This window comes from Saccharospirillum alexandrii (assembly GCF_043641555.1).
Lineage (GTDB): Bacteria > Pseudomonadota > Gammaproteobacteria > Pseudomonadales > Natronospirillaceae > Saccharospirillum > Saccharospirillum alexandrii_A.
Genome location: NZ_JBHZRJ010000003.1, coordinates 518,360 through 540,675 on the forward strand (window position 1 = coordinate 518,360; position 22,316 = coordinate 540,675).

General features: G+C 57.3%; 18 protein-coding genes. 9 read left to right on the plus strand and 9 right to left on the minus strand.

Going from position 1 to position 22,316, the window contains the following annotated elements; all coding sequences use genetic code 11:
* Positions 1-2 precede the first annotated feature (2 nt).
* The gene (locus ACHUE7_RS12610) at positions 3-1,322 is read right to left on the minus strand and encodes a YjiH family protein (RefSeq protein ID WP_394170281.1); all 1,320 of its coding nucleotides are present in this window, start codon (positions 1,320-1,322) and stop codon (positions 3-5) included.
* A gap of 228 nt (positions 1,323-1,550) precedes the next feature.
* Here ACHUE7_RS12610 and hutI point away from each other — a divergent pair, with 228 nt between their 5' ends.
* From hutI to ACHUE7_RS12630, 4 genes are all read left to right on the plus strand, one after another.
* On the plus strand, positions 1,551-2,777 hold the full coding sequence (gene hutI / locus ACHUE7_RS12615) for an imidazolonepropionase (RefSeq protein WP_394170282.1): 1,227 nt from the start codon (positions 1,551-1,553) through the stop codon (positions 2,775-2,777).
* A gap of 186 nt (positions 2,778-2,963) precedes the next feature.
* On the plus strand, positions 2,964-4,652 hold the full coding sequence (gene hutU, locus ACHUE7_RS12620) for a urocanate hydratase (RefSeq protein ID WP_394170283.1): 1,689 nt from the start codon (positions 2,964-2,966) through the stop codon (positions 4,650-4,652).
* Positions 4,649-6,166, plus strand: coding sequence for a histidine ammonia-lyase (gene hutH / locus ACHUE7_RS12625; RefSeq protein WP_394170284.1), 1,518 nt, complete (start codon positions 4,649-4,651; stop codon positions 6,164-6,166). Before hutU ends, hutH begins: the two co-directional genes overlap by 4 nt.
* A gap of 124 nt (positions 6,167-6,290) precedes the next feature.
* A complete protein-coding gene (locus ACHUE7_RS12630; protein ID WP_394170285.1) occupies positions 6,291-6,614 on the plus strand; it encodes a hypothetical protein in 324 nt (107 codons plus the stop codon).
* A 9-nt stretch (positions 6,615-6,623) separates the two neighbouring features.
* Here the strand turns inward: ACHUE7_RS12630 and ACHUE7_RS12635 are convergent, their stop codons facing one another.
* Positions 6,624-7,598 carry a quinone oxidoreductase family protein gene (locus tag ACHUE7_RS12635; RefSeq protein ID WP_394170286.1) on the minus strand — a complete coding sequence of 325 codons (975 nt, stop codon included), beginning with the start codon at positions 7,596-7,598 and terminating at the stop codon, positions 6,624-6,626.
* 285 nt (positions 7,599-7,883) lie between these two features.
* Between ACHUE7_RS12635 and ACHUE7_RS12640 the strand changes: the two genes are divergently transcribed.
* Both ACHUE7_RS12640 and ACHUE7_RS12645 read left to right on the plus strand, forming a co-directional pair.
* A complete protein-coding gene (locus ACHUE7_RS12640) occupies positions 7,884-8,456 on the plus strand; it encodes a DJ-1/PfpI family protein (RefSeq protein WP_394170287.1) in 573 nt (190 codons plus the stop codon).
* Between the two features lie 96 nt (positions 8,457-8,552).
* Entirely contained in the window at positions 8,553-8,903 is a 351-nt protein-coding gene (locus tag ACHUE7_RS12645; protein WP_394170288.1) for a ribbon-helix-helix domain-containing protein, read from the plus strand.
* Positions 8,904-8,909: 6 nt separating this feature from the next.
* Here the strand turns inward: ACHUE7_RS12645 and ACHUE7_RS12650 are convergent, their stop codons facing one another.
* The gene (locus tag ACHUE7_RS12650; RefSeq protein ID WP_394170289.1) at positions 8,910-9,482 is read right to left on the minus strand and encodes a helix-hairpin-helix domain-containing protein; all 573 of its coding nucleotides are present in this window, start codon (positions 9,480-9,482) and stop codon (positions 8,910-8,912) included.
* Positions 9,483-9,750: 268 nt separating this feature from the next.
* Here ACHUE7_RS12650 and ACHUE7_RS12655 point away from each other — a divergent pair, with 268 nt between their 5' ends.
* On the plus strand, positions 9,751-11,460 hold the full coding sequence (locus ACHUE7_RS12655) for an extracellular catalytic domain type 1 short-chain-length polyhydroxyalkanoate depolymerase (RefSeq protein ID WP_394170290.1): 1,710 nt from the start codon (positions 9,751-9,753) through the stop codon (positions 11,458-11,460).
* A gap of 77 nt (positions 11,461-11,537) precedes the next feature.
* On the opposite strand, the gene purU is transcribed toward ACHUE7_RS12655, so the two are convergent.
* The 6 genes from purU to ACHUE7_RS12685 all read right to left on the minus strand — a co-directional run bounded on the left by purU (position 11,538) and on the right by ACHUE7_RS12685 (position 19,421).
* Positions 11,538-12,404: a formyltetrahydrofolate deformylase gene (purU, locus tag ACHUE7_RS12660; protein WP_394170291.1), complete on the minus strand. Its 867-nt coding sequence runs from the start codon at positions 12,402-12,404 to the stop codon at positions 11,538-11,540.
* A gap of 2 nt (positions 12,405-12,406) precedes the next feature.
* The gene (locus ACHUE7_RS12665; RefSeq protein ID WP_394170292.1) at positions 12,407-13,072 is read right to left on the minus strand and encodes a sarcosine oxidase subunit gamma; all 666 of its coding nucleotides are present in this window, start codon (positions 13,070-13,072) and stop codon (positions 12,407-12,409) included.
* Entirely contained in the window at positions 13,065-16,085 is a 3,021-nt protein-coding gene (locus tag ACHUE7_RS12670; protein ID WP_394170293.1) for a sarcosine oxidase subunit alpha, read from the minus strand. The genes ACHUE7_RS12665 and ACHUE7_RS12670 overlap by 8 nt, the downstream gene beginning before the upstream one ends.
* Positions 16,082-16,381, minus strand: a complete 300-nt coding sequence (locus tag ACHUE7_RS12675; RefSeq protein WP_127555860.1) for a sarcosine oxidase subunit delta — start codon at positions 16,379-16,381, stop codon at positions 16,082-16,084. Before ACHUE7_RS12675 ends, ACHUE7_RS12670 begins: the two co-directional genes overlap by 4 nt.
* A 25-nt stretch (positions 16,382-16,406) precedes the next feature.
* Positions 16,407-17,660 carry a sarcosine oxidase subunit beta family protein gene (locus tag ACHUE7_RS12680; RefSeq protein ID WP_127555859.1) on the minus strand — a complete coding sequence of 418 codons (1,254 nt, stop codon included), beginning with the start codon at positions 17,658-17,660 and terminating at the stop codon, positions 16,407-16,409.
* 459 nt (positions 17,661-18,119) lie between these two features.
* Positions 18,120-19,421 carry an aromatic ring-hydroxylating oxygenase subunit alpha gene (locus ACHUE7_RS12685; RefSeq protein ID WP_394170294.1) on the minus strand — a complete coding sequence of 434 codons (1,302 nt, stop codon included), beginning with the start codon at positions 19,419-19,421 and terminating at the stop codon, positions 18,120-18,122.
* A gap of 265 nt (positions 19,422-19,686) precedes the next feature.
* Between ACHUE7_RS12685 and ACHUE7_RS12690 the strand changes: the two genes are divergently transcribed.
* Both ACHUE7_RS12690 and gbdR read left to right on the plus strand, forming a co-directional pair.
* Positions 19,687-20,814: an FAD-binding oxidoreductase gene (locus tag ACHUE7_RS12690; RefSeq protein WP_394170295.1), complete on the plus strand. Its 1,128-nt coding sequence runs from the start codon at positions 19,687-19,689 to the stop codon at positions 20,812-20,814.
* A 272-nt stretch (positions 20,815-21,086) separates the two neighbouring features.
* A complete protein-coding gene (gene gbdR / locus ACHUE7_RS12695) occupies positions 21,087-22,232 on the plus strand; it encodes a choline metabolism transcriptional regulator GbdR (protein ID WP_394170296.1) in 1,146 nt (381 codons plus the stop codon).
* Positions 22,233-22,316 lie beyond the last annotated feature (84 nt).

Below are 22,316 nucleotides of genomic sequence, written 5' to 3' on the forward strand. Positions count from 1 at the left end.
CATTAGCCAGCAAGCCATGCTGCCAGATACCCGGCGGGTACGGCCAGCAACAAACTCAATGCTACCCGTATAAACCAGACCACCACAATGCGGCCCACGGTCAGCGGAATCTTGGTCGACAGAATGCAGGGAATGGACGCCGAGAAAAACAACACGGCAGACACCGAAACCACCCCAGCGGCGAAGCGTGCCGGTAAGTCAGCATTCACCATCAGCAACGCAGGCAGAAACATTTCAGCCAAACCGGCAGCGGCCGCCTTGGCCAGATCCATCGCTTCAGGCAAACCCCAAATCGCGGCAAAGGGGTAAAACAACAGCCCGATCCAATCGAACAGCGGCGTGTGATTGGCCAGCAGCAAACCGATTAAACCAACAGACATAATGGACGGCAGAATACTGATCGCCATCACCAGGCCTTCGCGAACATTGGTCGCCACCCCTTGCCACACCGGCGGTGCTTCGCCCGCACCCGCCAAACCTGCCTGCCAGGCCGTGCTCAGCCGCTTGCCCTTGGCTACTTCGGGTTCCGGGTAATTACTGTGGTTGTCCATAGCCCGCAGCGGCGGCAAGCGCACGGTAATGGCGGTAACGGCGAAGGTGATCAGCAGGCTCAGCCAGAAATACAGATTCCACAGACTCATGAGATCCAGTGTACGGGCGACAATGATCATGAAGGTGGCCGATACCGTTGAAAAGCCAGTCGCAATAATGGCCGCTTCCTTTGCAGAGTATTGGCCAGCGGTGTACACCCGGTTGGTGATCAGCAAGCCGATGGAGTAGCTGCCCACAAAAGACGCCACCGCATCAATTGCTGAGCGGCCGGGTGTTTTCCACAAAGGCCGCATCAGCGGCTGAAACAACACGCCAACCAACTGCATCAGCCCGTAGCCAATCAGCAACGACAAAAATACAGCACCCACAGGCACAATCAGGCCAACAGAAATCACCAGTTTATTAAACAGAAACGGCAGCATATCCGGTTCATGCAGCAGCGCAGGGCCCCAGCCTGTCACGGCCATTAATGCCGCCGCGACACCCAGAACTTTAAGCACGGTAAACACGCGCTCGGTTTTATTGCGACGCCACTGACCGGTGACGAGCGGATAGATTGCACCGGCTACGATCATCGCCAGCGCATACCAGGCAGCACCGGGGCCGAGCAGCGATCGCAACGCATTCACGATGTGATCCAGCGGAATGGTGCGGGTGTCACCCAGCGTAATGGGGGTAAAAAAGATAAAGAGCCCGAGCAGGCTGGGCACAATGAGTTTTAGAGCCAGTTGCCAGGAGGCGCGCTCCTGGCTGAGGGTGGACTGAGTCATGGGAAACCTCGCATCTGTAATTATTGTCTGTGTTATGTGATGTCTAGCCTTTTAATGTATATACAAATGATGGCAAGGCTGTCAATCCCTATGAACTCCTGAGTTTTGTAACTCATTGTTATAAGCGGCGCTAAGCTTAAATTCACGGTTTTTTACATTTAACCGGTTGACTTCCAAGCCATTTCGATCAAATGTATATACAAATGACAACGACAGGGGCCTAACCCCATGACCGGGACATCAATCACCCACGGCCAACCCCAACTCTGGGTTGGCGTCACACTGTTCGACGGTACTCGCACTCATGAGGAACCCATGACTCTGGTGGTCGCCGACGGGCGTATCAAGCATCTGGTGCCCTGCCACCAGCAACCCGCCGAGTGGGAAAACGATTGGCCAGTCGCAGGGCGGGGCGGCGTTGTCACCCCTGGGCTGATCGATTGCCACACCCACCTCGTCTTTGGCGGCAACCGCGCCAGCGAATTCGAACAACGGCTCGAAGGCGTCAGCTACGCCGACATCGCCGCTCAGGGCGGCGGCATTCTCAGCACCGTCAACGCCACCCGAGCCGCCAGTGAAGATGAACTGTTCGCCAGCGCCAAACCCCGGCTCGAAACACTGATGGCCGATGGCGTAACCACCGTCGAAATCAAATCCGGCTACGGCCTCAGCCTCGAACACGAACGCAAAATGCTGCGCGTTGCACGCCGACTGGGCCAGGCATTACCCGTCGATATCGTCACCACCTTTTTGGGCGCACACGCCTTACCGCCCGAATACAAGGGCAGGGCAGATGATTACATCACACTGGTGTGTGACCAGATGATTCCGGCTCTGGCCGAAGAAAACCTGATCGATGCCGTTGACGTGTTCTGTGAAGACATCGCTTTCACCATCGAACAATGCGAACGGGTTTTTCAAACGGCGCACAAGTACGACTTACCGGTAAAAGGCCACGTGGAGCAATTGTCGAATCAACACGGCAGTGAACTCTGTGCTCGCTATAAGGCGTTATCCGTCGACCATATTGAATGGCTTGATGACGCTGGTATTCAGGCCATTAAACATTCAGGCACCGTCGCTACTCTGTTACCCGGCGCGTTTTACACCCTGCGCGATACGCAAGTGCCACCCATCGAAAAGCTGCGTGAGGCGGGTATTCCCATGGCCGTCGCGACCGACGCCAACCCGGGTTCATCGCCCATCTTCCAGCTCACATTAATGCTCAATATGGCCTGTACCCTGTTTCGCCTAACCCCGGCTGAAGCCCTGCATGGCGTCACCAAAAACGCCGCCCAGGCACTCGGCTTAAGCGACACCCACGGCACCCTGGCCGAAGGTCGTGCTGCCACGTTTTGCCATTGGCAGATCGAACACCCGGCCGAGTTGGCATACAGCATTCAGTCAAACCGGTTGCTGCAACGGGTTTATAACGGGGAGAAAACACTTTTATAACTTAGATTTGGAGGCTCCCACCCAGTTGAGTGCCGGGTGCCGGGTATGCCTAACCGGGGAAGTCTGCAGCAAGGATGCTGCGGTCTAGGCCCCATGGAAGGGTTTACGCCGGCCCCGGTTAGGCATACCCGGTGCCTGGCACGGGTTACCCCACAAAACAAACAATAACCACAGAGGAATACTCAGATGACTGACCAGAATAGAACGGATACCGGCCGTGTTATTCGTGCCGCCACTGGCACTACACTGACCGCCAAGAGCTGGCTCACCGAAGCCCCCTTACGGATGTTGATGAATAACCTTGATCCGGATGTTGCCGAAAACCCCGAATCGCTGGTGGTGTATGGCGGTATCGGTCGCGCGGCTCGCAACTGGGCCTGTTACGACAAAATTGTTGAGGTGCTGCAGCGGCTCGAAGACGACGAAACCCTGCTGGTGCAAAGCGGTAAACCGGTGGGTGTGTTTAAGACCCATGCCGACGCGCCACGGGTACTGATCGCCAACTCCAATCTGGTGCCCCACTGGGCCAACTGGGAACACTTCAACGAGCTCGATAAAAAAGGCCTGATGATGTATGGCCAAATGACGGCCGGCTCCTGGATCTACATTGGCTCCCAGGGCATTGTTCAGGGCACTTATGAAACCTTCGTTGAAGCCGGCCGCCAACATTACGATGGCGAACTCAAAGGCCGCTGGATTCTCACCGCCGGTCTCGGCGGCATGGGTGGCGCCCAGCCACTGGCCGCCAGTATGGCCGGTGCCTGCTCACTGAATATCGAATGCCAGCAAAGCCGCATCGACTTTCGGCTGCGCACTCGTTATCTGGATGAACAGGCTACCGATCTGGATGATGCCCTCGCGCGGATTGACCGCTACACCGGTGAAGGCAAAGCTGTTTCCATTGGTCTGTGTGCCAATGCGGCCGACGTCTTGCCCGAAATGATCAAGCGCGGCATCCGCCCTGATATGGTCACCGACCAGACCAGCGCCCACGACCCGTTGCACGGCTACCTGCCCCAGGGCTGGACCTGGGAAGAATATCAGGCCAAAGCCGAAAGCGAACCGGAAGCGGTGGTGCAGGCCGCCAAACGATCGATGGCCGAACACGTTCGTGCCATGCTGGCGTTCAAAGCCCAGGGCATTCCCACTTTCGATTACGGCAACAACATCCGTCAGATGGCGCAGGACATGGGCGTCGATAACGCCTTCGACTTCCCCGGCTTTGTACCAGCCTACATTCGGCCGCTGTTCTGTGAAGGCATCGGCCCGTTCCGCTGGGTCGCACTCAGCGGCGACCCGGAAGATATCTACAAGACCGACGCCAAGGTCAAAGAACTGCTGCCAGACCACAAACACCTGCACAACTGGCTCGATATGGCACGCGAACGCATCAGCTTTCAGGGGTTGCCTGCCCGCATCTGCTGGGTGGGTCTGAAAGACCGGGCGCGGCTGGGCCTGGCGTTCAACGACATGGTCAAAAACGGCGAACTGAAAGCACCGGTGGTGATTGGGCGTGACCATCTGGATTCAGGCTCAGTCGCCTCACCGAACCGCGAAACCGAAGCCATGCAAGATGGCTCCGATGCGGTATCAGACTGGCCCCTGCTGAACGCCTTGTTGAATACCGCTGGCGGTGCCACCTGGGTGAGCCTGCATCATGGCGGCGGGGTTGGCATGGGCTTCAGCCAGCACGCTGGCGTCGTGATTGTTTGCGATGGCACCGATGCTGCCGCCAAACGCATAGGCCGGGTGCTGCACAACGACCCGGCGACGGGGGTTATGCGCCATGCCGATGCCGGTTATGAGAGTGCGATAGACTGTGCCCATGACAATCATCTCGACCTGCCCATGATTACCAGGGAGCCGCAATCATGAGTCACACCCTGAACCTGACCCCGGGAACCCTAACCCTGGATGACCTGCGCCAGGTCTTCCAGACACCGGTGACGCTCAAGCTGGATCCAACGTGCTACGCCCGTATGGAAGCCTCAGCTGCGACCGTTGCGGCCGTAGTTGCCGAAGGCCGCACTGTTTATGGCATCAACACCGGCTTTGGCTTGCTGGCCAACACCCGTATTGAACCGGCCGAGCTGGAAACCCTGCAACACAGCATCGTGTTGTCACATGCCGCGGGCATCGGCCAGTTCATGACCGAACGCACAGTGCGGTTGATGATGGTGCTGAAAATCAATTCACTGGCACGCGGTTATTCCGGCATTCGGCCGGAAGTGGTCGAATTCCTGGTCGAGCTGGTCAATCGCGGTGTCAGCCCGGCGATCCCACAAAAAGGCTCTGTGGGTGCATCGGGTGACTTGGCACCGCTGGCCCATATGAGCGCCGTTTTGTTAGGCGAGGGCGAAGCTTTTTGGCAGGGCGAGCGCTGGGCCGCTGGTGACTTGCTGAAAGAGCTGGGTCTGTCGCCAGTGACTCTGGCTCCGAAGGAAGGCCTGGCGCTGTTGAACGGCACCCAGGCGTCCACCGCCTTTGCATTGGAAGGGCTGTTTAACACCGAAGTGGCCCTGGCATCGGCCACCCTAATCGGCTCGATGTCGCTGGAAGCGGCGATGGGCTCGCGCAAGCCATTCGATGAACGCATTCATCTTGCCCGTGGCCACGCGCCGCAAATTGAAATGGCGCGCCGGTATCGGGAAATTCTGGGCGAGTCCGACATCGAGCACAGCCACGCCGATTGCGAGAAAGTGCAGGACCCCTATTCATTGCGCTGCCAGCCCCAGGTAATGGGCGCCTGCCTTCAGCAGTGGCAGTTTGCCGCCCAGGTATTGCTGACCGAAGCCAACGGCGTCTCCGATAACCCACTGGTGTTTGACGATGGTGACATCATTTCCGGCGGTAACTTCCACGCCGAACCGGTGGCCATGACGGCCGATATGCTGGCCATCGTGTTGTCGGAAATCGGTGCTTTGTCGGAACGACGCATGGCCTTGCTGATCGACTCCACCCTGAGCGGTTTACCGCCATTTCTGGTCGACAACGGCGGCGTGAATTCCGGCTTCATGATCGCACAGGTAACCGCCGCGGCCCTGGCCAGTGAAAACAAAACCCTGGCGCACCCGGCCTCGGTGGACTCGCTGCCAACCTCGGCCAACCAGGAAGACCATGTCTCGATGGCAACGTTCGCCGGTCGGCGACTCGCCGATATTTACGAAAACGTCGAGGGCATTCTGGCCATCGAATGGCTGGCTTCGGCCCAGGGGCTGGACTTCCGGGCGCCGAGACACACCAGCGACACCTTGGAGCAAGCGAAGGCAGCCCTGCGCAGCCGGGTGCCGTTCTACGATAAAGATCGCTATTTCGCCCCGGATATTCAAAACGCTGCTGCTCTGATTCGTGAACGGGCATTGGCCGATCTGATTCCCGTCTTTGAATAATCGTACAGGCTAATGAACACAGGAGCGGGGGCATTTGGTCTGTTACAGGGCACTAGTGTGCCCCCGGTTCCGCTTAGCCTGCTAGACTGACAGGGCAGTTCATTCTCAATGGCAGGAGGTAATCATGTCGAACCGGCATTTCGGTCAGATTCTCGAGCAGTGGGAAGAGCAGCGTCAGCAAAAGCGGGAGCACGTGACAGTGCCCGTTGCGGTAGCTAAAAAGGATCTGGAGCGGCTACAGGCCCTGGCCGAAGTATATGACCAGCCTGTCGAGTCAATCATGACCGATTTGATTCACGCTGCATTGGCAGAGGTAGAATCCAGCATTCCCTATGTGCCGGGTTCCAAAGTGATTCGCGTCGAAGACGGCGAACCCTGCTACGAAGATGAGGGTAAAATGCCCGATTATCTGGATGCGCGGCACCGCGCTGCGCACCCGGAAAATTAATCAGCTGACTTAAGGCAGCAAAACCGTTGAGCCGGTGGTTTTACGGGCTTCCAGATCCCGGTGTGCCTGAGCGGTGTCTTTCAGAGCGTAGGTCTGGTTTACCTGAATCTTGACGATGCCCTTGCTGACCACATCCAGCAGGCGCTCAGCACCTTCAACCAGCAACTCCCGGGTAGCAATGTGCGTTGCCAGCGTCGGCCGGGTTACGTACAGGGAGCCCTTGGGCGCCAGGATACCGGGGCTGAACGGGTCTACCGGGCCGGTAGCGTTGCCGTACGATGCCAGCACGCCAAAGGGACGCAGTGAATCCAGCGAGGCCATAAAGGTTTCCTTGCCGATGGAATCATAGGCAACGGCCACACCTTCACCGTTGGTCAGGTCACGCACGCGCTGGGCGATGTCTTCCTTGTTGTAATCGATCACATGGTCGCAGCCATTATCCAGCGCCATTTTGGCCTTGGCCTCGCCGCCGACACAGCCGATGACCGTTGCGCCAAGGTGTTTGGCCCACTGCGTCAGAATGAGGCCCACGCCCCCCACCGCTGCATAGACCAGAATGGTGTCGCCGGCTTTGACCGGGTAGGTGCGGAACAACAGGTAATGGGCGGTCAGGCCCTTGAGCATCATTGCTGCAGCGGTAGTGTCTTCAATGGAATCGGGCAGTTTGATCAGCTTGTCGGCATCGATCAGGCGGGCTTCTGCATAGGCGCCAACGTTCATTGGGTAGGCGACACGGTCACCCACGGCCAGGTCCGTCACACCTTCACCTACGGCTTCAACCACACCCGCAGCCTCCATACCCAGCACCGCCGGATAGCTCGGCTGTGGGTACAGGCCGGTGCGCATATAAACATCAATGTAGTTCAGGCCAACGGCCGTCTGTTTCAGGCGCACCTGGCCCTTGGCCGGTTCAGGCAGGGTTATCTCATCCCACTGCAGGGCATCGGGCTCGCCCGGGGTGTGAATGCGGATAGCGTGTGTCATTGGTGTCTCCCAATCTCGTTGAGGTAATGCAATTCGGTTGAACGGTACGTCAATTTATCACGAACGGACGTTCAGTGTGTTCCCTGTCAGGGTCACTGCGTTGCCGGTTGAAGCGAAAAGTACTGTATTAACCACCTAATACCCCCTGTTTGCCGGATATTGATAATCTGGTTTCATTCGCCGTTCTTTTCAGACGCGCATTTCTGAAAGGCGCTGTAAGCGACGATATACAACACTCCCTACAACACGCTTTATAACAAGAATAACAAGAACAGGAGAGCCGATATGTCTAAAAAACGCATTCTGATGATCACCGGTGACTACACCGAAGATTACGAAACGATGGTCCCCTTCCAGACGTTGCTGGCCGTCGGCCACCAAGTCGACGCTGTGTGCCCCGAAAAGGCCGCTGGCGACAGCGTAGCCACGGCAATCCATGACTTTGAAGGCGACCAGACCTACAGCGAAAAGCCCGGGCACCGCTTCGCCCTCAACGCCAGTTTTGACGAGATAAAAGTCGAGGACTACGATGCTCTGGTCGTTCCCGGCGGGCGAGCACCCGAATACCTGCGCCTGAACAAAGACGTATTGGCGATGGTGAAGCACTTTTTCGATGCCAATAAACCCGTCGCCGCCATCTGCCACGGCGCACAGTTGCTTGCTGCTGCCGGTGTTCTGCGCGGTCGCCATTGTTCGGCTTATCCGGCGTGCCGGCCTGAAGTAGAGGCCAGCGGAGCTGACTATGCGGACATCGACGTGACCGATGCGGTAACCGACGGCAACCTGGTCACTGCCCCCGCCTGGCCTGCCCATCCGGCCTGGCTGATGCAGTTTATGGCCGTACTGGATAAACACTGAGTATCAGAGCAGCAGAATCGGGCTGATGCATTGAACCCTGGTTATAATAAACGACCGGTATTTCGCACGGCTCGATTCGTCACAGAGGGCTGACCCATGTGTAAATTGTTCATCAAAGCCGACCCCGACCTCTGGGTTAGCACCACTCATTCATTACGCATCGACGGCATGGTCACCAGCGTTCGGCTGGAGAATTATTTCTGGCAAATACTGGAACAAATAGCCCAGCGCGATGAAATGAATCGGGCGCAGATGATTACCCGTTTGTACCACGAATCCATCGATGCCGGTCACGACTTGGGGAACTTCACATCTTTCCTGCGCGTCTGTGCACTGCGCTATCTGGCGTTGCAACTCTCCGGCGACATACCGGCAAGAGACGACGTAGCCATCGCTAGCCTTGATGCCGAGACCATCCTTGCACGCGAAGCCAATGGCCTTCACTGATTTCCGTTAATCCGCTTTAAAACTCAAACCCCGGGCCTCTAAAGACGACAGGAGGAGCGGGATGGCGCTCGGCCCGACTCCGTGAAAAGCCAGTAACTCCTTCTGGGAAAACCTCTCCAGATCTTCGGGAGCCTGAACACCTGCTTGCGCCAGCGCCCGCTGCGCCGGAGCTGATAACTGCTTTAGAAACCCATTGTCGGCAAGCAGGCCTTTCTGTTGGTAGTGTTCATAACCTGCCTTTGTCAGCAGCGCCAGTTCGCGAAAAAGAGCTGGTTCGGTTCGGGTGAAATTGAAACAGGATTTTCCCTGCATCCGTTGCTTCAACTCGTCACTCATCGTTGCCAGCAGTGTCGGCTCAACATAAACCGGCATCAGGTGAAAGCTGACGTAGTTTTTCTTGATCTGCACCGCCGCGAAAAACAGGGGCTTTTTGTTTTTCTGTATATAACGACTGTTCAGATAATACTCAGTCTCTGTATCGGTACTGACCGTCGTTGAACCGGCGTAGGGTACCAGCAGAGCTTTTAAGGCAGAGAAAACCGATGTGAATTCTTCGGGTTGAACGGCTGTTGAAGACATTTTTGTCACCCTCTAGAGGTTGCTGGCAAATGTAACAGATACGATTGAATCTGCCAGTGAACCATTCAGAACCGAATGCGTCAGCACGATCAACATCCTCCTAATGAAGGATGTTGATCGATTTTTGCACAGCGTACCGTGATGCCAACCTGAATGCTAATTCAGGTATCAGGCAGGCGGTGGTGAAGTACTCCATGTTGTCCGCCTGCACCGAATAGGGATGTTCACCCCAGGTTCGATAAAATAACAATAAGGTGAGGACAACTCGATGACTTTCATTCGACAAAGCTGCGCTCTGGTCGTGGCGTGGTTGTGTTTTGCGTTGCTGCCAGGCCTGGCAACAGCGGGCACGGAATACAGCTTTCAGCTCCCCAAGCAAAACTACAACGCTTCTCAGGCTCGAAATTACCGGGTCTATGTTCCCTCTGGTTACAGTGGTGACCTGCCCATGGTGATGACGCTGCATGGCTGCCAGCAAACCGAACAGGATGTACTGAACGACTGGGGCATGAAGGCTGCTGCCGACCGTTTCGGCTTTGTGCTGGTTACGCCCTTTATCACCAGTTACACCGGCCTGCGCAACGAAAATTGCTGGGGTTTCTGGTTCGAAGAACACAGACACCAGGGTGGTGGTGAAGCTGAAGACCTGCACCAGATTGGCTTGCAAGTCGAGCAGGATTTCAACATCGACGCCAACCGGCGCTACATCACCGGTTTGTCATCGGGTGGTGCGATGACGGTTGTGGCAGCAGTTACCCATAACGAATACTGGGCAGCGGCTGCGTCAGCCTCGGGTCTGGCTTACGGTGAAGACGCCGCTTCGGTGTCATTCAGCAATTGTCCGGGCAGTGCGACCTTTCACTCGCCAGGCCGGGTAGCCGACGACATGTCGCGCGAGCTGAACAACGACTACCCCATCCCGATGATGGTGTTGCAAAACAACCGCGACTGCACCGTGGTGCAACCGGCCGGGCAAATCATCCGTGATGCGCACTTACTGGCCTTTGCCGACAGTGCGGCTCAGTCACCCCAGCAAGCACTGACCGACACCCGTGCTTGTGCACCGTTTTATCAAAACAACCACAGTTGCGAACACAAAACCTACACCCAGGATGGTCAGCCCAGTGCCCGCTCTCTGGTTGAGACCATTTTCTTCGATGGCCCGCGGGCGACAGCCAACAGCAGCGATACCGACAAAGGCCACTACTGGATCGGCGGTGAAGACGGCAATGAAGGTCGCTGGGCGGTGCGCGCCGGACCGGAATACCCGGACATCATCTGGGACTTCTTTAACCGCCACCCGCGCGATGGCAGTGACCCGATCAACAAACCAGTTATTACCCTGAACGGTGACAACCCGCTGGAAGTAGCGCTGAATACCAGCTTCACGGACCCCGGAGCATCGGCGACCGATGCTGTCGACGGTACCCTGGCGGTCAACAGCGAATGTGATGTTGATACCAGCGAAGCGGGCCAGTACTACTGTACCTATTCGGCCACCAACAGTGCCAGTGAAACCACCGTTACGACGCGAACCGTCGAGGTGTACGATCCGAATCAGCCTGACGAAACCTGTGCGGTAGCAACCGACTCACCCCGAGCCCATATCACCGCGAACCGTGCCCTCGCCGGAGGCGATTACAATTTGCGTGCAATGAGCAATGGTGATCAGGCCGACATCGGTTTTGCCTGGGACAGCTGGGGCAGTGTTGCCCTAACCGAAGGCGAGCCAGGCCAGTGGTATAGCCAGCCGCCCGCGGTGTGCAACACAACCAGCCCGCAAGACCCACCCCCGAGCGAGTTTGAGTGCCAGCAGTGGTATGCGACTAACCTCTCACATGATTCAGCAGATCGCGCCTATTATCAGATGGGATACTACACTCAGGGCGGAAACGATTCGCTAGGTGGCGTGTCTGGCTCTTATGCCTGGGTCAGTGAAGTGAGTGAAGGCTATTTTGTGTCAGGGGTTTGTCCATAAATCCTGCTTATTGATCCTTTCTGACATCAGACAACCGGAAAAATGTCCGGTTGTCTGATTATTCTTGTAAAGGCTTCCTAGTCTTTAAATACCACCGTTCTATTTCCATTCAAAAACACCCGTTTCTCGGTGTGATACCGCACCGCATTGGCCAGCGTCTGGCTTTCAATATCCTGACCGCGGGCAATCAGGTCTTCCGGGTAGTGGTTATGGTCTACCGCCTGAACGCCCTGGCTGATAATGGGGCCTTCGTCGAGGTCGTCGTTCACGTAATGGGCGGTGGCGCCCACCAGCTTGACGCCTTTTTCCCAGGCCTGGTGGTAGGGTTTGGCGCCCTTGAACCCTGGCAGGAGAGAGTGGTGGATGTTGATCGCCCAGCCGTCGAGTTTCTTCGACATGTCGGACGACAGCACTTGCATGTAGCGGGCGAGCACAACCAGTTCGCACTGGTATTGCTGAATCAGTTCCCAGATCTGCGCTTCCTGTTCCGGTTTGGTTTCCGGTGTGATGGGCAGGTGGTAATAGGGAATCTTGTGCCACTGCGCGAGTGATTCGAGATCCGGGTGATTGGAAATAATCACCGGGATTTCGATGGCCAGTTCGCCGGTTCGGTAACGGTAAAGCAAGTCGTTCAGGCAATGATCGTAACGGGATACCAGAATGGCGACCCGGGTTTTGTGATCCGGCGCGGTCAGCTCCCAGTCCATCTGAAAGTGGTTGGCGCGCTGGGTAAAGAGGTCGCGAAACCGTTGCAGGGAATCTTCGCTTTTTAATGGGCGGAATTCCACTCGAATACTGAACAGACTGGTTTCACGATCATCGAACGAATTCATCGTGACGATGTAGTTTTCGGTTTCTGCCAGGCTGCGTGTCACCACATCAACCGTGCCCAGTGTGCTGGGGCACTGGGCAGTGAGTATCCAGCGTTTCTCGGTAACGGCCATGGTCAGTTCTCGTCGTGTTCGGGTTGGCCCAAATGCAGACCGTATTCACGGCTGGCATCGGTTAACCAGCGCCAGGCGTAGTCGGCAAAGCTGCGACGTACCGTTAGCTCCCAGTCTGTACTGTCGATGCGACGCACCGTTGCCTGAGTTTTGGACAACGCCGTGGTAACCACTTTGCCGACTGGAAAATGAGCGTCGCTGACGGCATACGGTATGCTTTTTTGCAGCACACGCGCGGCAGCAGACCCCGCCAGGCGAATTTGTGTTTGACCACCGCTGACGTTGATGACGGCATAGTGTCCCGTCAGTGCATCGCGCAATCGGGTTTCAATGGCGAAGGCTTGCTCCAGATCGCACAGCAACAGCCACTCATCCGGTGCTATCCAGAGCAGGGCCATGGTAGCGGAAACGCTGCTGCTCAGTCGGCCCGGTAGGGCCAGGTCCAGTGCGCTGCTGACGCCCTTGGTAAAGTCGGCATTGCTCGCATCGCCACGAATAACTAACTGGCCGCGCAGGGCGTCTTCCCAGAGAAACACCTGGGCCTGACCAGGCCCGAAAACAGGTTGCGTGGCCGCCTGGCTAAAATACAGGGCACTGCAGGCAGTGACGTTGGCTTCAGGCATCTGGTTCATGATTGAAACCCGGGTGTCGGTTTGCAGTTCAGACATTCTGGCGCTCTCCTTTGGGGTCGAGGAAGAGGGTGCTGGTGATTTCCGCTTCGACCACCCGGCCGTCGGACAATGGATAATAAACGGTTTCGCCGTTGCGCTGATGGCCGCCGCGAATCACGCCCATGGCAATGCTGCGGCCGAGGTTGGCACTGTAGTAACTTGAGGTTACATGGCCAAGCATGGTCATCGGAACCGGCTGCTTCGGGTCGTCCACTGCCTGAGCGCCTTCGGGCAACACAATGGACGGGTCTTTGGTTTTAAGGCCGACCAGTTGTTTGCGGTCCTGGCGCAGGCAATCTTCCCGCTTCATGCCGCGTTTGCCGATAAAGCTGTACGGCTTGTCTTCTTTCACAGCCCAGTCCAGACCGAGGTCGTAGGGGTGCATGGAACCATCGGTATCCTGGCCGGCAATGATGAAGCCTTTTTCGGCACGCAAGATGTGCATGGTTTCGGTACCGTAGGGCGTGAGGTTGTAGCGCTCACCTTTTTCAAACAGCGCCTCCCAGACGTGCAGGCCATAGTTGGCCGGCACGTTGATCTCGTACGACAGTTCACCGGTAAAGGAGATGCGAAACACCCGGGCCGGTACGCCGGCTACCGTGCCCTGGCGCCAGTCCATAAACTTGAAGCTGTCTTTATCGAGATCGATGTCGTCGGTCAGTTCAGCCAGCAGTTTGCGACTGTCGGGCCCGGCGATGGTCATGGTGGCCCAATGGTCGGTGACGGTGTTCATGTACACCTCAAGCTCCGGCCATTCGGTCTGGTGATACAATTCCAGCCATTCCAGAACATGAGCGGCACCCCCCGTGGTGGTGGTCATCAGGAAATGGTTTTCGCCGAGGCAAGAAGTAACCCCATCGTCGAACACCATGCCATCTTCACCGCACATCAACCCATAGCGGCATTTACCGACTGCGAGTTTGGCCCAGGCGTTGGTGTATACCCGGCCGATGAACTCTCGCGCATCCTTGCCCTGAATGTCGATCTTGCCCAGGGTTGAGGCGTCGAGAATGCCAACACCGTTGCGCGTGGCCAGGCATTCACGGTCGAGCGACTGCTGCATGGTTTCGCCGGGTTTCGCGTAATACCAGGGGCGTTTCCACTGGCCGACGTTTTCAAACAGGGCGCCATGGCGCACATGCCAGTCGTGCATGGCAGTGTGGCGTTCGGGGTCGAACAGGGCATCGCAATGGCGACCGGCAATAGCCCCAAAGGTGACCGGTGTGTAGTTCGGGCGAAAAATAGTGGTGCCGGTTTCGGCAATGGTTTTATTCATCGACTTGGCGGCGATGGCCATGCCGTTAATGTTGCCCAGTTTGCCCTGGTCTGTCCCGAAGCCGAGCGCTGTGTAACGTTTAACGTGCTCGATCGATTCGAAACCCTCGCGGGTGGCCAGCTCAATGGCAGCGGCGGTCACGTCGTTCTGGAAATCGACAAACTGCTTTGGCGCGCGGCTGATGCGCTGTTCATGCGGAATGCAAAACAGAGCCATGGCCTTTCCGGTAGCGGGTTCTTCTACCGTGGGCAGCGACGCGGGTTTTGCTTCATAGCCAGCTTGCCTGGCCGCCTCGGCACCCTGCTGAGCCCCCTGTTCGAGGCAGCCCGCCAGATCAAAGGTACCGGCAATGGCGCCCGCGATGGATTGGCGATGCAAGGTCTCACCGGGTACAAAGCCGATCACGTCGTCATTCCAGACCGGGCGTCCGCCCGTGTGGCAAGACAAATGCACCGCCGGACTCCAGCCGCCGGAGCTGGCAATGGTATCGCACGCCAGTTTCTCGGCCGGGCCGGTCAGGTGTTGGCCGTCTTCCGACAGCGGCGCGACCCGGGCTGCGCTCACGCGGGTGCTGCCTTTGGCTTCTATCACAGCGTGACCGGTCAGCAAGCGAATGCCACGGCGACGGGCTTCTTCTACGCAATCGCCAGTAGGCGCCTGGCGGGTGTCGACCAGTGCCACGACCTTGCGGCCTGCATCCTGCCAGTCGAAGGCGGCCTGGTAACCGGCGTCGTTGGTGGTCATCGCCACCAGACTGTGGCCGGGAATGACCGCATAGCGACGGATGTAGGTGGATACAGCAGAGGCCAGCATGCAGCCGGGCAGATCGTTGTTGGCGTACACCAGGGGACGCTCGTGGGCGCCGGTGGCCAGTACGACCCAGTCTGCTCGCACGCGATGCATGCGCTGGCGCGTCTGGTGCTCGGGCGCCCGGTCACCCAGGTGGTCGGTCCGGCGTTCATGAATGGTCAGAAAGTTGTGATCGTGGTAGCCGTTTACCGTTGCATTGGGCAGCAGTAATACGTTGTCCATACCGGCCAGTACCTGCAGGGTATCCGCGACCCACTGGCTGGCCTCTGCGCCGTTGATCCGGCTGCGGCTGCTGAGCAGGGAGCCGCCCATTTCAGCCTGTTCGTCGGCCAGTATAACCTGGGCACCGCTTCGGGCTGCCGTGAGAGCCGCAGAAAGGCCAGCAGGGCCTGCACCCACAACCAACACATCGGTGTGCTGATTCAGGTGATCGTATTCGTCGACATCGGGTTCTGTCGGTGAACGCCCCAGGCCCGCTGCCTTACGGATGTGTTTTTCGTAAAACTTCCAGGCCGTTTGCGGAAACATAAAGGTCTTGTAGTAAAACCCGGGCGGCAGGGCACGGCCGAACAACTGGCCACTGAAGCCCAGAAGATCAAATTTCAGGTTCGGCCAGCCACTGGTAGGCTGACTGACCAGTCCGTCGAACAGAGGTTGCTGCGTCGCCCGAACATTGGGCACCTGGGTGGCTTCGGTGGCTCCCAGTTGGACAATGGCATTGGGTTCGTCGGCACCGGCGGCAACAATGCCACGAGGGCGGCCGTACTTGAAGCTGCGGCCAATGACATTGACGCCGTTGGCGATCAGGGCGGAAGAGAGGGAGTCGCCCTCGTATCCTGTGTATTGGCGTCCGTTAAAACTGAACGTCAATGGCTTACTGCGATCAATGCGTCCGCCGTCGGCCAGTCGATTGGTTTGCCTCATGCCTGATCCCCCGAAGTTCGCGCCTGGTCGGGTGATTCACCCAACCGGTAAGAGCCTTTAATCAAATAGGTTTGGGTATCGCGGGTCACGTTGAAAAACTTGCGACAACCCAGTGCATGTACCCAGAGTTCGTTGTGCAGGCCGCGGGGGTTATCCCGAAAATACAGGAAGTCGCCCCATTGCTCGTCGGTGCAGTTATCCGGGTCGGCTGGGCGGGCAAGGTGCGCCGGGCCTTTCGGGTGAAACTCTTCTTCTTCGCGCAGTTCGCCACAATAGGGGCAATAAATCCGAAACATACAGCAGGCTCCTTACTGTGGCCGGTTAGTGTGCAACACCGGCCGCGCCGTGTTCATCAACAAGGGCACCGGTGTGGAACCGGAACATTGAAAAAGGTTTGGCCAGTTCGCTGGCTTTGCCTTTGGCGAGCGTTTGTGCAAATACATGACCGGAGCCGGGTGTTGCCTTGAATCCGCCAGTACCCCAACCGCAGTTGAAAAACAGGTTCTCAACCGGAGTGTCGGAAATGATCGGACAGGCATCCGGTGTGGTATCGACAATGCCACCCCATTGCCGGTTCATGCGCACCCGGCTGAAAATGGGGAAGAGTTCGACAATGGCTTGCAGGGTATGCTCAATGGTGCTGTAGGAGCCGCGCTGGCCATAGCCGTTGTAGCCGTCGATACCGGCGCCGATAACCAGGTCGCCTTTGTCCGACTGGGAAATGTAGCCATGCACCTGGTTCGACATGACCACGGTGTCCAGAATGGGCCGAATCGGTTCGGAGACCAACGCCTGCAGCGGGTGCGATTCAATCGGCAACCGAAAGCCGGCCATTTTTGCCAGCACACCGGAGTTACCAGCCACCACACAGCCGATGCGGTCGCCTTTGATGGCGCCGTATTCTTTGGTCATTACGCCGGTGGCTGCGCCATCTTCGGTCAGAATATCGGTGACTTCGCACTGTTGAATCAGGTCGACACCCAGTGCATCGGCGGCGCGGGCATAACCCCAGGCAACGGCATCGTGCCGGGCAACCCCGGCGCGAGGTTGCCAGGAGGCACCGAGAATCGGGTAGCGACGGCTGGTCGTGCAATCCATGATCGGTACGATTTCCTGCACGCCCTGGGTATCGAGCGCAACGCTGTCGATGCCGTTTAGACGGTTGGCATTCACCCGACGCTCAATGTCGCGCATGTCCTGCAGGGTGTGGCCCAGGTTCAGTACGCCGCGCTGAGAGAACATGACGTTGTAGTTCAGGTCTTGCGACAGGCCTTCCCAGAGTTTCATGGCATGCTCGTACAGCAGGGCCGATTCGTCCCAGAGGTAGTTCGAGCGCACGATGGTGGTGTTCCGCGCGGTGTTGCCACCGCCCAGATAGCCTTTTTCGATGACGGCGACGTTGGTGATGTTGTGAACTTTGGCCAGGTAGTAGGCCGTAGCCAAACCATGGCCGCCACCACCGACGATGATGACGTCGTACTGTTTTTTGGGTTTGGGATTACGCCAAACGCGCTGCCAGTTTTCGTGGTGGCTCATGGCGTGCCTGAGCAAACCGAATCCGGAATATCGTTGCATGCTGGGTGCCTCTTGGGTGCGACCAATGGCCTGAATACCAGGCGAACTGTGAGTTACCTTGCCGCCACTACGGGCCGGATGCAAGAACCGGCCTGTTCAGGGTAGGTTGGCTTTACAGCATGGTATGGGGAGGCGGGGGCGGTCATGTGCTTGACGACGACACGCCAGTGATAAATCGCGACATTCTTTGGGCTGGGTACTTTGGAAGGAGTTCGTGTTGGCCACCGGGTAGGCTTGTCCGGGGTCGGGCGGGATGCCGCCCACTCAATCCATCCATGGAGCCTAGACCGCAGGATATGACTCCATCCATGGGAGTCCCCTTCGGGCTCGCTGCGCTCATGCTAAAACGCTCCCGGCGTTTTAGTCCATGCTGCGGACTACCCCGGACAAGCCTACCCGGGAGCCACCACTTGGCTAAGCGCAAACCAAGGCAGGGCTTTATCTCTCTTAGGAAGCTACTTACCCCACCCGAAGTTCAGAAACCCCAGCCTCATCCAAACCCTCGGCCGAATTCGCCAGCACTTCCGCACTGTACCAATTCACAAAATTGATCACCCCAAACTCATAGGTTTCGGAGTAGGGGCCGGGTTGGTAGGCAAGAGAGTTGACGCCGCGCTGATTATTTTCGGCCAGGGTTCTGTCCTGGCGGTTGGTGGCATCCCAGACCTGGCACAAGCGTTCTTTGTCGTAGTCTTGTCCCTCGACGGCGTCTTTGTGGACCAGCCACTTGGTGATCACCCGTGTTTTCTGAGCACTGACGGGCAGCACCTGAAACACAACGGCATGGTCGCTCTGCATATGATTCCAGGAATTGGGCAGGTGCAGAATGCGCAGCGACCCCAGTTCCCGGTTTTGAATGCGTCCCATGGTTTTCTGGCTACCGGCTTTGCCGTCCATGGTCATCACCTGGGTGCCCTCTTTCAGTGGCATCCGCACTAGCCGGTTTTGCAGGCCGTGCTCAACGTGTTTGTGAGGTATGCCTTCAGCATCCCAGGCGTTGGCCTGGCGCTCACAGAGTGCAACGAATTCTGGCGTGGCGCGTGGGTCATTGGTGTCATCCCATTCGAGTAGGGAGCGCAATAACTCGGGGTGAGATCCGGCGCAGTGGTAGCACTCCCGGTTGTTTTCCATCACCAGTTTCCAGTTGGCGTCTTCTTCAAGTTGGGATTCAGCCGCCACCTTGGCATTTTCCATGTCGTACGGTTCCATGTAGTTCGCCAGGGTTTCCAGGTAGGGGTCGATTTGCGGTGCCTCGCCCTCAGCCAGGCAGATGTAGATGAACCCGCCGGCAGTCTTGCAGTGCGCGGGTTTCAAACCAAACTCGCTTTTATCGAAGGTGTCGCCCATGGCATCGCCGGTGTAGATCAGATTGCCTTTCAGGTCGTAGGTCCACTGGTGGTAAGGGCAGGTGAGGTTGGCGACTTTGCCCTTGGCTGACGTACAGAGGCGCGAGCCGCGGTGCCGGCACACGTTGTGGAAAGCGCGGACTTCGCCGTCCCGGTCACGAACCACGAGCACCGGGTTCTGGCCGATGTCTACGGTCATGTAGTCCCCTTTACCGGGCACTTCACAGGTCATGCCGACAAACAGCCACTGTTTCATGAAGATGTTTTCCATATCGAGCCGGAACATCATCGGGTCGTTATAGAACGGCTGTGGCAGCGATTCAATACCAGAACGCTGTTGCAGCAGAGAGCGCATCGCCTGTCGAGCCTCGGGTATAGAGGAGTATGTCAGGTTGAGCAGGTCGGTTTCATTCATTGTGCAGCTCCTGAGGCAGCAGGGTGGATTCGGCAGGCGAACCGTCGAACGATCATTGGTGTAATCATTCTCGGTACGGCAGCCCCGCCTCATTTGCCCGATTACGACATTTTATGCTGTCAATTCGACGCTCAGGAGTTGCTTGTTCGTTTTCCGGCCGGTGGAGGAGTTGATCAACGGTATGTCGCATTTGGTTAACCGGGTAGGGGGTGTTTTGGTAACAATGGGACTAATAGAAACCGACCCCGATTAAGGATGCCTCATCATGACGCAAATTGTTGACGCCAGCGAACCGGCCCCCGCGTTCAACCCGCTCAACACCCGGGTTTGGGCCAATGGCCGGCATCAGGTGCGCTGTGTTCGGGTCATCCAGGAAACCTGGGATGTAAAGACCTTCTGCTTTAATGCTGAACAGTCGATCATGTTTTTCTTCAAGCCAGGGCAGTTTGTAACGCTGGAACTGGAGATTGAAGGCGAGCAGGTGTTGCGCTCCTACACCATTTCCAGCTCTCCCTCGGTGCCTTACAGCTTTTCGATCACCATCAAGCGGGTGCCTGGTGGCCGGGTCTCGAACTGGCTGCACGATAACCTGAAGCAGCACGATGAACTGGCCGTGCATGGCCCGGTTGGCAATTTCAACTGCATCGACCACACCGCCGAAAAAATGCTGTTTCTGTCCGGTGGAGTCGGCATTACCCCGCTGATGTCGATGGCGCGCTGGTATTTCGACACCAATGCCGATGTCGACATGGCTTTTGTCCACAGCGCCCGAACCCCCAGCGACATCATCTTTCACCGCGAACTCGAGCACATGTGCTCCCGGGTGACCAACTTTAACCTCAGCGTGATTTGCGAGCGCATCGAGCTGGGCCAGGCCTGGAATGGCTATCGAGGCTATCTGGACAGAGCCAAGATGGACATGGTGGTGCCAGACTTCATGCAGCGGCGCATCTTCTGCTGTGGCCCGACCCCCTACATGAAAGCCATTCGCCAACTGCTGGCAGAGGCCGGCTTCGATATGGACTTTTATCACGAGGAGTCGTTCGGGGCGACGCCTGCGGATGTTACCCAGGAAGCCTTGGAACAGGCCGAAGTGGCCGTCCGTGAAGCCGAAGAAAAGAAAGACGAAGAGACCTTTACCGTCGAATTCACCGGCTCCGGCATGAGCGTTCAGATGTCGCCGGAAGAAACCGTGCACGCCGCCGCCAGCCGGCTGGGGCTGAGCATTCCCAAAGCCTGTGGTGTGGGCATTTGCGGCACCTGCAAAGTACTAAAACTGAGCGGCGATGTTGAAATACAGCACAACGGTGGCATCACCGATGAAGACCTGGCCGATGGCTACATTCTCTCCTGTTGCAGTACGCCCCTGTCAGATTTGACCATAGAAGGGTGACGTACGTCTCAAAGCCCCGACTGCCCGGTTGGGGCTTTTACAAAAACGTCGTTTTTGGATACGTTACAAGACCTAAAAAGACGTTATTAGACTGTTTATGCCCCCGGTTCGGTCGTATGATGATTGTCCGATACGTGCCGTAGTGATCTACAGACGGCCGCCTGGCTCAGTGCTATCAATGTTCGACGACTGGCTCGCAGAAGCTGGCGGCGGATAGTACTGTCGGGTAAGGGTGTCTTACAGCAAAGCGGGCAAAGGCGGAGGGCCAGTCCATGTTTGAAACCACCGAGAAATTTACCAGTGGTGAGGCGCCCAAACCTTACCGGGTCGGTTTTTTACTCATCAATAACTTCACCCTCGTTTCGCTGGCTACCGCAATTGAACCCCTGCGCATGGCCAATCAGCTATCGGGCCACGAACTCTACACCTGGCAGCTGGTGTCGCAGGACGGAAACACCGTAACGGCCAGCGATGGCATCTGCATTGCACCGGACGCCTCGTTCTCAGCCGGCCTGACCTTCGACATCGTTATCGTCGTCGGCGGTGTCGACATTACCCGCAGTTTTACCCAGAAAGAAGTCAGCTGGCTGGTCAGTCAATCTCACAAGAAGGTACTGATTGGCGCCGTTTGTACCGGGGCTTATGTGCTCGCCAGTGCCGGCTTGCTCGACGGTTACAAATGCAGTGCCCACTGGGAATGCCTGGCCGCCCTGCAAGAGCGTTTTCCGCGCGTTAACGCCACCAACAACCTCTATACCCTCGATCGAGACCGCTTCACCTGCACCGGTGGCGGGGTTCCGATGGACATGATGATCAGCCTGGTCGGGCGCCAGCATGGCAAGGCGCTGACCAATGCCATTTGCGACATGTTTCTCTGCGACCGGGTACGGCTCGACAGCGAACAGCAACGCACCCCTATGCGTCGCCAGCTAACGACCTCCCAGCCCAAGCTGGCGGAAGTCACCGAACTGATGGAAGCCAACCTGGAAGAGCCCATTGAACTGGAAGAACTGGCCAGCTTTGTCGGCATATCCCGTCGTCAGTTGGAGCGGCTTTTCCTGAAACACCTGGATTGCACCCCCTCGCGCTATTATTTGAAGCTGCGGCTCGACCGGGCGCGCCAGTTGCTCAAGCAAACCACCTGCTCCATCATCGAAGTCGCCTCCATGTGCGGCTTTGTTTCTGCGCCGCACTTCAGCCGGTGTTATCGCAAGTACATTGGCGTCTCCCCCAAGGAAGAGCGCGCTGCTGTCTGGTCACTGACTCAGTACGAGGGCCCCACAGGTACCAATCCGGCACCTGTGTTACCCACGACCTCGTTAACGGCATTGCGCAAAGCCCAGTCTGAACCTACCTATGGAGCCGTAAAGTTTGCGCCTGCGCCTGAGTTGGCTGAGCCTGTGGCTACCAGCGGCTGAGAGGCATTGGACCGGACCGGCATCCGCTGCTTACACGGTGCCGATGCGGAAACCTGCGTTCCCTAAATCCATTCACACTCCTTT

What these genes read in the sequence shown, in the direction of transcription:
- ACHUE7_RS12640 (WP_394170287.1), top strand. Translation starts at nt 7,884, where the DNA reads ATGTCTAAAAAACGCATTCTGATGATCACCGGTGACTACACCGAAGAT.
- ACHUE7_RS12655 (WP_394170290.1), top strand. Translation starts at nt 9,751, where the DNA reads ATGACTTTCATTCGACAAAGCTGCGCTCTGGTCGTGGCGTGGTTGTGT.
- hutH (WP_394170284.1), top strand. Translation starts at nt 4,649, where the DNA reads ATGAGTCACACCCTGAACCTGACCCCGGGAACCCTAACCCTGGATGAC.
- hutU (WP_394170283.1), top strand. Translation starts at nt 2,964, where the DNA reads ATGACTGACCAGAATAGAACGGATACCGGCCGTGTTATTCGTGCCGCC.
- gbdR (WP_394170296.1), top strand. Translation starts at nt 21,087, where the DNA reads ATGTTTGAAACCACCGAGAAATTTACCAGTGGTGAGGCGCCCAAACCT.
- ACHUE7_RS12680 (WP_127555859.1), bottom strand. Translation starts at nt 17,660, where the DNA reads ATGCAACGATATTCCGGATTCGGTTTGCTCAGGCACGCCATGAGCCAC.
- purU (WP_394170291.1), bottom strand. Translation starts at nt 12,404, where the DNA reads ATGGCCGTTACCGAGAAACGCTGGATACTCACTGCCCAGTGCCCCAGC.
- ACHUE7_RS12630 (WP_394170285.1), top strand. Translation starts at nt 6,291, where the DNA reads ATGTCGAACCGGCATTTCGGTCAGATTCTCGAGCAGTGGGAAGAGCAG.
- ACHUE7_RS12650 (WP_394170289.1), bottom strand. Translation starts at nt 9,482, where the DNA reads ATGTCTTCAACAGCCGTTCAACCCGAAGAATTCACATCGGTTTTCTCT.
- ACHUE7_RS12675 (WP_127555860.1), bottom strand. Translation starts at nt 16,381, where the DNA reads ATGTTTCGGATTTATTGCCCCTATTGTGGCGAACTGCGCGAAGAAGAA.
- ACHUE7_RS12665 (WP_394170292.1), bottom strand. Translation starts at nt 13,072, where the DNA reads ATGTCTGAACTGCAAACCGACACCCGGGTTTCAATCATGAACCAGATG.
- ACHUE7_RS12645 (WP_394170288.1), top strand. Translation starts at nt 8,553, where the DNA reads ATGTGTAAATTGTTCATCAAAGCCGACCCCGACCTCTGGGTTAGCACC.
- ACHUE7_RS12635 (WP_394170286.1), bottom strand. Translation starts at nt 7,598, where the DNA reads ATGACACACGCTATCCGCATTCACACCCCGGGCGAGCCCGATGCCCTG.
- ACHUE7_RS12670 (WP_394170293.1), bottom strand. Translation starts at nt 16,085, where the DNA reads ATGAGGCAAACCAATCGACTGGCCGACGGCGGACGCATTGATCGCAGT.
- ACHUE7_RS12685 (WP_394170294.1), bottom strand. Translation starts at nt 19,421, where the DNA reads ATGAATGAAACCGACCTGCTCAACCTGACATACTCCTCTATACCCGAG.
- ACHUE7_RS12610 (WP_394170281.1), bottom strand. Translation starts at nt 1,322, where the DNA reads ATGACTCAGTCCACCCTCAGCCAGGAGCGCGCCTCCTGGCAACTGGCT.
- hutI (WP_394170282.1), top strand. Translation starts at nt 1,551, where the DNA reads ATGACCGGGACATCAATCACCCACGGCCAACCCCAACTCTGGGTTGGC.
- ACHUE7_RS12690 (WP_394170295.1), top strand. Translation starts at nt 19,687, where the DNA reads ATGACGCAAATTGTTGACGCCAGCGAACCGGCCCCCGCGTTCAACCCG.